Genomic DNA, 9,563 nt, shown 5'->3' with positions numbered 1-9,563 from the left:
GAGGCGATACATCATGTGTTGCCCATTAAGCGAGAAGATCGAATATACCCGAGAGCCGTGAAGCCTAAGGCAAAGAAATACCCCAATAAAAAGAAAGCCAGTCAGCTTAACTGACTGGCATTAGCCACTTTGGGCTGCTTTTAATGTTCTTTTTCTGTTTCACACTAATGGAAATTAGCCTTTAAGGTAGGCAGGAACATCTTTAATGCTGTCCAATACTACCGTTGCTAACTTCTCAGCTTCTTCGGTTACGGCTTTACCTGTACGAACCAGGATTTTCGTTTTGACCCCTGCGGCCTCAGCTGCACGCATGTCGTCAGCTTTGTCACCAATCATTACAGAGTTGTCCATGTCGATCTTGAGGAAGTCACGTGCCGAGATAAACATGCCTGGCTTTGGTTTACGACAATCACAATCTTGCTTGTATTTATCATCGCCATGCTCAGGATGGTGAGGACAGTAGTAAATGCCATCAAAATCCACACCTTTATCCGCGAAGTTCCAATCCATCCATTCGGTCAGATTCAGAAATTCATCTTCTGTATAGTAACCGCGTGCAATACCAGACTGGTTGGTCACCAGTACGAGCAGATATCCCATATCTTTGAATGCGCGGCACGCATCAAAAACGCCATCTATATATTCAAAATCATCTGTTGTGCTGACATAGCCGTGATCAACGTTGATCACACCGTCTCTGTCGACAAAAACCGCTGGTTTAGCCAAAACGCTACCCTCTATACATTATTACGCTGTGATTATGACACGCATTTCCCCAGTGAGCATCCACCATTATTGGCATCCCCGCTCTTCGTGCTAGAGTCTGCGCATTAGATTCATGAGATAGCCCTATGAACCACGCAATTACACCTGTTGGCTTTATACGTTCTCCCTTTAGAGAAAAGTTCGCCGTTCCACGCCAACCTGGACTCGCACCTAGCGCCATCGCCTCTATTGTTTTGGATGGAGATGCAAACAACGAAGACACCCTTCGTGGTATCGAACAGTTTTCCCACCTCTGGGTACTTTTCCTGTTTGATCAAAACCTCGAACAAGGATGGAGCCCTACTGTTCGACCTCCCCGTCTCGGCGGCAATGAGCGTATAGGCGTATTCGCCAGTCGCGCCACCTTCCGTCCGAATGGTATTGGCATGTCGGTTGTTCCACTAAAGGGCGTTAGAAAGGAAGCCGGAAAGGTTATTGTCGATATTGGCAGTTGCGATCTCGTCGATGGAACGCCAGTGGTGGATATCAAACCGTATATCCCCTATTCCGACAGTATCACTGACGCAGTAGGCGGATATGCCTCTGAAGCACCCGCTACCTTGTCCGTGCAGTTCGCAGAAGCGCCATTAGCATTTCTGGCGAGAGATAAAGATGGCAGCAATAAGAAACAAGTAATAGAAGAAGTGTTGGCACAAGATCCACGCCCTGCCTATAAAAAAGGAAAAGCAGACCCCAAAGAGTATGCAGTTCACCTTTTCAATCTGAACGTAAAGTTTACGGTTGAAGAACCTTCCATCACTGTGACAGCAATAGAAACCTTTGGCGACTAGGGCTCTCGCTGGTAATATGACGGCCTTATACCTTCCACACTGTAAATAACTAAACGGATAGCTTAGATGCGTACCAGTAAATACCTTCTTTCTACTTTGAAGGAAACGCCAAACGACGCAGAAATAATCAGCCACCAGCTGATGCTGCGTGCAGGTATGATCCGCAAACTGGCATCAGGTCTGTACACCTGGCTGCCAACCGGTTTGCGCGTTCTGCAAAAGGTTGAAAACATCGTTCGTCAGGAAATCAACAACGCCGGTGCGATTGAAACTCTGATGCCCGTGGTTCAGCCGTTTGAGCTTTGGGAAGAGACAGGCCGCTCTGAGAAGATGGGTCCTGAGTTGCTTCGCTTTACTGACCGCCATATGCGTCCGTTTGTACTGAGCCCAACAGCAGAAGAAGTGATCACTTCTTTGGTTCGAAACGAAGTGAACTCTTACAAACAGTTGCCGCTGAACCTGTATCAAATCCAGACCAAATTCCGCGACGAAGTACGTCCACGCTTCGGTGTGATGCGCGCGCGTGAATTCTCGATGATGGATGCGTACAGCTTCGACATCGACAAAGAAGGTCTGCAAAAATCTTACGAAGCAATGCACATTGCTTACTGCGCAGCATTCGACCGCATGGGTCTGGATTACCGTCCAGTGCTGGCTGACACCGGCGCTATCGGTGGTTCCGCATCGCACGAATTCCACGTATTGGCGAACAGCGGCGAAGACACCATTGCCTTCTCTACAGAATCTGATTACGCAGCTAACGTAGAAATGGCAGAAGCGATCGCTCCTGCGGGCGAGCGTGCAGCGCCAACTCAGGAAATGACCCTGGTTGATACGCCAAACGCGAAAACCATCGCTGAACTGGTAGAGCAATTTAATCTGCCAATCGAGAAAACGGTTAAGACCCTGTTCGTTAAAGCATCTGACGCGGTTGATGCCGATATCATCGCGCTGCTGGTTCGTGGCGATCACGAACTGAACGAAATCAAAGCAGAGAAACTGCCACAAGTTGAAGCGCCACTGCAATTCGCAACGGAAGAAGAAATCCGTGCAGTAGTAAACGCTGGCCCTGGCTCTCTGGGTCCTGTTGGCCTGACAGTTCCGTTCATCGTTGACCGCAGCGTTGCTGCAATGAGCGATTTCGGCGCAGGTGCGAATATCGACGACAAACACTACTTCGGTATCAACTGGGGTCGTGATGTTGAGCTGGGCGAAGTGGCAGATATCCGCAACGTGGTTGAAGGCGATCCAAGCCCATGTGGTAAAGGTACTATCCAGCTGAAACGCGGTATCGAAGTAGGTCACATCTTCCAACTGGGTACCAACTACTCAGAGAAAATGAACTGTGGTGTTCTGGGTGCTGATGGTAAGAACGTTATCCTGGAGATGGGTTGTTACGGCATCGGTGTTTCCCGTGTGGTTGCTGCTGCGATTGAGCAGAATCACGACGACAACGGCATCATCTGGCCTGACGCAATTGCACCATTCACTGTGGCTATCGTACCAATGAACATGCACAAGTCTGAGCGCGTTCAGCAAGCCGCTGAGAAACTGTACGCAGACCTGACTGCTGCTGGTATCGAAGTGCTGTTTGATGACCGTAAAGAGCGTCCAGGCGTGATGTTCTCCGATATGGAACTGATGGGTATCCCACACACTATCATCATCGGCGAGCGCAGCATGGACAACGGTGTGTTTGAATACAAACACCGTCGTGACGGTGAAAAAGTGCCGGTAGAAATGGAAAACATGGTTGAATTCGTGAAAGCGAAAATGGCGTAATCCAGCCTTCTACCCCAGCAAAACGCTTCCTTCGGGAGGCGTTTTTTATTGGATCCAGAAAGCTCCCCGTTCAAAAACTCGACCTAAGCCTCTCAACTTATCTACTTGTCGTTCATACTAAAATAAAAGAAAACAGACACGGGCTTTGTCATGAGTACGTCGACATCGTCAAAAGTACCCCAACGCAAAATTGCCCTGCTGCTGACAGGCGGCGGTGCCCGCGCTGCGTATCAAATTGGGGTGCTCAAAGCGATTTCTGAATGGTATCCCAGAGTTCACCACAGCCCGTTCACCATATACTGCGGAACGTCAGCCGGTGCTTTAAATGCTACTTCACTGGCCTGTCACACATCTTGTTTCCGGCTCGGCGTCAAAAAACTGACTTGGTTGTGGTCGAACCTTTCCACACCCAATATTTTTCAAAGCACGTTTTGCAGCATGTTGCACCACTTGGGACGGCAAGGCTTTGCCCGTATGCAAGCCCAGTATCACCAAGCGCCGCCATTTGGCCTGCTCAACAACCGGCCATTGCGTGAGCTTCTGAATAAGGTGCTGAATTTCAGCAAAATCGAACACCAGATAATGAGCGGGAACTTACATGGACTGGCAATCACCGCTTCCAACTACCAAAACGGCCAGTCCGTTACTTTTTATCAAGGTCAGGCTGATATCGTTCCCTGGGCGCGCTCCCGCGCTATCGGTATTCCCTGCCAAATCACTACCGAACATCTGCTGGCTTCTTCTGCAATTCCTATGGTCTTCCCCGCCTCTCAGATAGGACACAATTTCTATGGTGACGGATCCGTTCACCAGATTGCGCCACTTCGACCTGCCTTGAAGATGGGGGCAGAGAAAGTGATGATCATCGACCTCAATCCCAAGCTCCATTTTGAACCTCCCGGAGCCATTACCGCACCCGGCCTCGCCGCGCTGGGTGGTCACCTGATGGACGCGATATTCGCCGACACCCTTTCCGCCGATTTAGAGCATTTGAACCGTATGAATGCCATTATCGGTGCTATGGAAAAAAGCAACGCGGAAAAATTGGCGCTGCGGCAAGTGAATGCCTTCCACCTCGCACCTTCCACCCCCTTCGAACCACTGGTTGAACAATACTATTGTCATATGCCTATCGCAGTACGAAGTCTGATGAGATTTCTGGGCATCAGCCCGATTGATGATGCATCTATCACCAGTTATCTACTGTTCGAGCCGAAATATATCAACCACTTAATTGACATGGGCTATCAAGATGCTCAGAATCGTCGATCCGATTTAACAGCCTTTCTTTCTGACGAATAAATTTGCACATCCAGTGAAGCAGTCTGCGATCGATAACGATGGAACGCTTTTTGCTTTAGGTTGATTAAGGATTAAACAACCATTGTGATTGGTTTCTGAGGCAATATCGATGAGTACGCAACTGGAACAACTTAAAAGAGCAGCGATTCAATCGCGACGCGTTCCTTTAGGTGCGGATCAGCGTCTGATGGTGCTGCAGAAACTTCAAGGCCGACTCGAAATCGACCAGCTGTTTGAAGTTTTCACCCGCGAACTGGAAAAGCAAATCGACATCTCCCGCTTGATTTGGGAGCACGACGAGATCTCCCACATCGTCAGACGTGGAGGTGGCACCGATCACCGTCAGACCTTCGCTCTGAAGTTTGCCCAAACATCGCTGGGCATGCTGCAATACAGCACGCCCTATAAACTCGACGAAGATGAAATCAGCCTGATCCATACTTACCACCGCCTGCTTGCCGGTCCTCTCAGCAATGCGATTGAGTACAACCGCGTTCGCAACCTAGCACTGCTTGATACCCTGACCGGCCTGAACAACCGAACCAGCTTTGAGCAGGACTTGCGACAGTCCATCGCGCTGACTGAACGTCGCAACAATGGTTTGATCTTGATGATCTTTGACATGGACAACTTCAAGCAGGTGAATGATACCTACGGTCATTTGGATGGTGACAAAGTGCTGCGCCGTTTTTCGCTGATGCTAAAGCAGGCTATCCGCGCATCTGATCGCTGCTATCGACTGGGCGGTGATGAATTTGCCGTACTGCTAACACCTGCGACCCGAGAATCTGCTCAACTGGTGAATGATCGACTGAAACAATTGATCAGCTCCGACCCATTGCTGACAGCGCACCAGATCTCCAGCTCTGTAGGTTGTGCCGCTTACCGTCAGGGCGACAATGCAGTTTCCATGTTCGAGCGTGCAGACCGCGGCATGTACCGCAATAAACACAAACGCCGTTAGACAGCATATTGACCCAGTGCAAAAGCTCCTTCACGGAGCTTTTTTACGTTATATTGGCAGGCAGATTTTCCAAGGAGAGACCATGAACGTCTACCAATGTTGTGATTTGGTTCGTCAGCGTTACGCCGAAATTGGCAGTGGCGACCAAGGCTATATTCCGCAGGCAATCGCATGCGCTGTTCGCACACTGAACAACATCGCCAGCGATGAAAACCTGCCACAAGAAATCCGTGAACAGGCAGCATTTGCTGCGGCAAACCTGCTGATTAGCGATCATGAGGATGCGTGATGGATTTAGCAAAATTTGAAACCATGGATCCAGTCATGTTGATGAGCATCGTGAACATGAAACTGCGTGATGATTTTGATTCGCTGGAAGACCTGGTTCGATACTTCGATATTGATGCAGAGGCCCTGAAAGCCAGGCTAGCAAGCGCCGGTTTTGAATACCTGCCGGAGCAAAAGCAGTTCCGCTAGCCCACTGGGTAATTACAAATAAAAAACGGAAGCACAAAGGCTTCCGTTTTTTATTCTTGATTAAAGCTAGACCAACGACATCCAAATCACCGCAGCGACCAATAACGGACAGACAAACTTGACGTACAGCGGCCAGATTTTCCAGAACAGGCTTTGCTCAATATCGTCATATCCCTGACGCAACTCTTCCAATTTCTGGCTGCGTTTCCAAATCCAGCCACCGTAAAGACAAAATAACAGTGCTGCGAACGGTTGGAAATATTGTGTCGCAACAGTGGCCACCAGACCAAACAGCCCGCCAAAGTTAAATACAATCACCGCACTGAATGTGGCAATGATACCGCCAAGCAACCAACTGGCTTTCGCCCGTGATGTCCCTTTTCTTTCATTTAACAGGGCAACCGGGCACTCCAGCATTGAAATGGACGAAGTCAGTGCGGCAATGGTCATTAGTACAAAGAATACCAGCGCAATCAAGATTCCAATCAAGCCTAACCCTTCAAACAAAGTAGGCAGAACATCGAACACCAGTGTGGATGAGCTGAGCAAAGCGCCATTGGCATCATAGATCTCAACCCCCTGATACATGGCGGCAAACATAGCTGGCAGAATAACCAGACCTGCGATCACAGCCACTGACGTATCCACCAGCGTAACGTTCAACGCCATTTTTGGCAGGTTCTCTTTGCGACTAAGGTAAGAGCCATAAATCAGCATGGAGCAACCACCGATAGTCAGTGAGAAAAATCCCTGCCCCATCGCCGCCAGAATCAGGTCGCTATCCATCACCTTAGAAAAATCAGGGATCAGGTAGTGCGCCAGCCCTTCCGTTGCGCCGGGCAGCGTCATAACATAAATAAACAGTACCCCGAACAGGACAAATAACGCAGGCATCAAACGGGTCGACCACTTCTCAATCCCCTCTTTCACACCGGCCTGCACAATCAAAATGGTCAGCAGATAGAAAAGCCCGGCGCCAAACAAGTTACGGCTGACGGAAAAACCTTTCAGCCAATCAGACACTTGGTTCAACCCGATGAGATCCGCACCAGCTGCGAGCATAAAGGCGATCAACCACCCCCCGACAATGCTGTAAAAAGCCAGCACCAGACAAGGTACCATCAATCCGATAAAGCCAACGCCACCCCCTATTGTTTTAGAGACCGGAGATTCGCCAAGTTTACGCATACTGTCGATAGGATTGGCCTGACCATAGCGGCCAATTGCCATTTCCACCACCAGCATGGGATACGCCACAACGAGGATCATCAAAAGGTAGACCAGCAAAAAAGCGCCGCCCCCGTTGCTTGCCGCCTGAGTTGGGAAACCCCAAATATTGCCGAGTCCAACTGCTGCCCCTGCTGCAGCCAATACAAAACCCAATCTGGAACTGAAATGCTCGCGTCCTGCCGCCATTGTTTAACCTCTCACAACGCACTACCGAGCTAGTACACTAGTAAATTCTACCGATAACCTCAATAGCGGACCGTTTGAATGGTTAAAAATCAATCGTGCAAAATAAAGTATTGCGATGAAACGCATAGGCAGAAATAAAAAAGCCACGGCACTATGGCCGTGGCTTAAAGATTTGTTCACCGTGCTCTATTTCATTTGTGCGAAGTAAGCAGCCAGATTTTCCATATCAGCGTCGTTGAGCATGTCAGCCTGTGGCTTCATGATCATTGCCTGCGCGCTGCTGCGCTCCCCAGCTTTGTATGCTTTCAGGGCAGAAACCAGATATTGCTCATTTTGGCCAGCCAGATTCGGATAACCCGGGATCACCGCAATACCGTTTGCACCATGGCATGCAGCACAAATCCCTGCTTTCGCTTTCCCTGCCTCAGCATCACCTGCCGCAAAAGACGGCGCAGCAATCATCATGGCAGCCAGACCTAAAGGTAAGAGTTGTTTCATTGCTTCCTCGCTTTATTGTTTTCCAATTTGCCTAAATTGTTACACGTGAGTGCCATTCACGCACTTGGGGAGTGGTGTTTGTGCCAGACAAGCTCACAATCCTGTCCACCAAACCCGTCACAGACGAAGAGATCCGCCACCGCGGCGATCTCTTCCCCATAAAATATCAGCGGAGTGCGGCGTCTTAGCCAGCTTGGAACACCATATTCCTGAAATAATTTTTTTAGCTTACGTTTTCCTTGACGCCCAACCGGATGGGCAAAACGCCCTTCCGGGTCGAAGGTGACACAAACTTGCTCATTTTCAGCCGGTGAGCGCAGATTTAAACCTCGCCCCGTTTCGGCATTGCTCAAGGATATTTCACCCATACCATCGGGAAGAACAAGATGGGTGTTTAGCGATAAGGCACCGCGCCATTCTGTCACATCCTTATAGGCAGAGATAATATAGACCCGGCCTTGGTAGCGGCGGATTTCACCCATTTTTAATTTTATTGATGGGTTGGCGTCCTGCGCCGCATCGATCACCGAAGAAAACAGTTGCTGCAACTGCGCCTGTGTAAGGGTGACACCTGCACGTTTCAGCCAACGGCGCACCAAGGCGTTTTGCATATTGGCTGAGTAGTCGCCGAGCGCGGCAATGGAAATACTGCTATCTGGTTGCACAACCTTTTCGTCGTGAGCCACAAGTAACTCTTCCATCAAGGCTTCCTGCTCAGCGCAAAGTGCCGCTGTGCGGTTAATCGCTTTGACGATTCCTGGCCAGCGCTTACTTGCCATGGGCATCCACTGCTGCCTGATAAAGTTACGGTCAAAACGGCAGTCGAGATTACTTTCATCCTCCAGCCAGGTCAGCCCCTGCTGCTCGGCGTAACTTTCAATTTGATAACGGGTCACATTCAGCAGCGGACGGCAAAGCCAGGCATGGCCGAACTTTCTCACCACTGGCATTGCGGCAAGCCCTGCCGGACCACTGCCACGTTTAAGGGCAAGCAGGAAAGTTTCCGCCTGATCATCAGCATGTTGGCCTGTCAATACCAGGGCATCCTGCTCAGCTGCGCCAAGAATCGCCTGATAGCGCGCATCCCGTGCCTGCTTCTCTAAACTTTCCCCCTGCCCGTCCAGGGTGACTTTGATGCCCCTGAAAGCAAAATCCGTTTCTGTCGCCCACTCTTCACAGCGTTTGAGCCAATGGTTGGCATTAGTACTCAAACCGTGATGAATATGGATCACGAGATAACGGTGCTGAGGATGGATATCGCGATAGGTCGACAGCAGATCCAACAGTACACGGGAATCTACGCCACCACTGAAGGCCAACACGATTTGCCGGGGTGAAGTGGCGAGGGGATCAAGCGCTGTCTCAAACTGGGAGAACAACATAAGTGCCTCAGGAAGTTCAGGTTTCCGACATCATAGCACCAATAAAAAAAGGGCCATATAGGCTAATGCCGATCAGTTAAGAGATAAATGATCGGTTGAACGATCCAACAGATGGCTTATAAAGGCTCTAAGTCCCCATACTTAGAGCCTTTTATTTTGCAATTGACCACAGCCCTTACCCTCGCG

General features: G+C 49.7%; 10 protein-coding genes. 6 read left to right on the top strand and 4 right to left on the bottom strand.

Annotated features, from left to right (window positions below; genetic code table 11):
* Positions 1-174: 174 nt before the first annotated feature.
* On the bottom strand, positions 175-726 hold the full coding sequence (gene gmhB / locus KU854_RS24340) for a D-glycero-beta-D-manno-heptose 1,7-bisphosphate 7-phosphatase (RefSeq protein WP_218360821.1): 552 nt from the start codon (positions 724-726) through the stop codon (positions 175-177).
* Positions 727-851: 125 nt separating this feature from the next.
* Here gmhB and tsaA point away from each other — a divergent pair, with 125 nt between their 5' ends.
* From tsaA to KU854_RS24310, 6 genes are all read left to right on the top strand, one after another.
* The gene (gene tsaA / locus KU854_RS24335; RefSeq protein ID WP_218360820.1) at positions 852-1,556 is read left to right on the top strand and encodes a tRNA (N6-threonylcarbamoyladenosine(37)-N6)-methyltransferase TrmO; all 705 of its coding nucleotides are present in this window, start codon (positions 852-854) and stop codon (positions 1,554-1,556) included.
* Positions 1,557-1,622: 66 nt separating this feature from the next.
* Positions 1,623-3,338 (top strand): proline--tRNA ligase, encoded by a 1,716-nt coding sequence (locus tag KU854_RS24330; protein ID WP_218360819.1) that lies wholly within the window; start codon positions 1,623-1,625, stop codon positions 3,336-3,338.
* Between the two features lie 150 nt (positions 3,339-3,488).
* On the top strand, positions 3,489-4,640 hold the full coding sequence (locus tag KU854_RS24325; RefSeq protein WP_218360818.1) for a patatin-like phospholipase family protein: 1,152 nt from the start codon (positions 3,489-3,491) through the stop codon (positions 4,638-4,640).
* A 109-nt stretch (positions 4,641-4,749) separates the two neighbouring features.
* A complete protein-coding gene (locus KU854_RS24320; protein WP_218360817.1) occupies positions 4,750-5,604 on the top strand; it encodes a GGDEF domain-containing protein in 855 nt (284 codons plus the stop codon).
* Positions 5,605-5,686: 82 nt separating this feature from the next.
* Positions 5,687-5,893, top strand: a complete 207-nt coding sequence (locus KU854_RS24315) for a YaeP family protein (RefSeq protein ID WP_054780482.1) — start codon at positions 5,687-5,689, stop codon at positions 5,891-5,893.
* Positions 5,893-6,081 (top strand): DUF4250 domain-containing protein, encoded by a 189-nt coding sequence (locus KU854_RS24310; protein ID WP_054780481.1) that lies wholly within the window; start codon positions 5,893-5,895, stop codon positions 6,079-6,081. The genes KU854_RS24315 and KU854_RS24310 overlap by 1 nt, the downstream gene beginning before the upstream one ends.
* Before the next feature lie 66 nt (positions 6,082-6,147).
* Here the strand turns inward: KU854_RS24310 and KU854_RS24305 are convergent, their stop codons facing one another.
* The 3 genes from KU854_RS24305 to tilS form a co-directional block, all read right to left on the bottom strand.
* Positions 6,148-7,497, bottom strand: coding sequence for a sodium-dependent transporter (locus KU854_RS24305; protein ID WP_218360816.1), 1,350 nt, complete (start codon positions 7,495-7,497; stop codon positions 6,148-6,150).
* Positions 7,498-7,683: 186 nt separating this feature from the next.
* On the bottom strand, positions 7,684-7,995 hold the full coding sequence (locus tag KU854_RS24300; RefSeq protein ID WP_218360815.1) for a c-type cytochrome: 312 nt from the start codon (positions 7,993-7,995) through the stop codon (positions 7,684-7,686).
* Positions 7,996-8,051: 56 nt separating this feature from the next.
* Positions 8,052-9,377: a tRNA lysidine(34) synthetase TilS gene (gene tilS / locus KU854_RS24295; protein WP_218360814.1), complete on the bottom strand. Its 1,326-nt coding sequence runs from the start codon at positions 9,375-9,377 to the stop codon at positions 8,052-8,054.
* Positions 9,378-9,563 lie beyond the last annotated feature (186 nt).

This window comes from Enterovibrio paralichthyis, from assembly GCF_019209835.1.
GTDB lineage: Bacteria > Pseudomonadota > Gammaproteobacteria > Enterobacterales > Vibrionaceae > Enterovibrio > Enterovibrio paralichthyis.
Note: the sequence above shows the minus strand (reverse complement) of the source record. Positions and strands in the feature narration are given on the sequence as shown.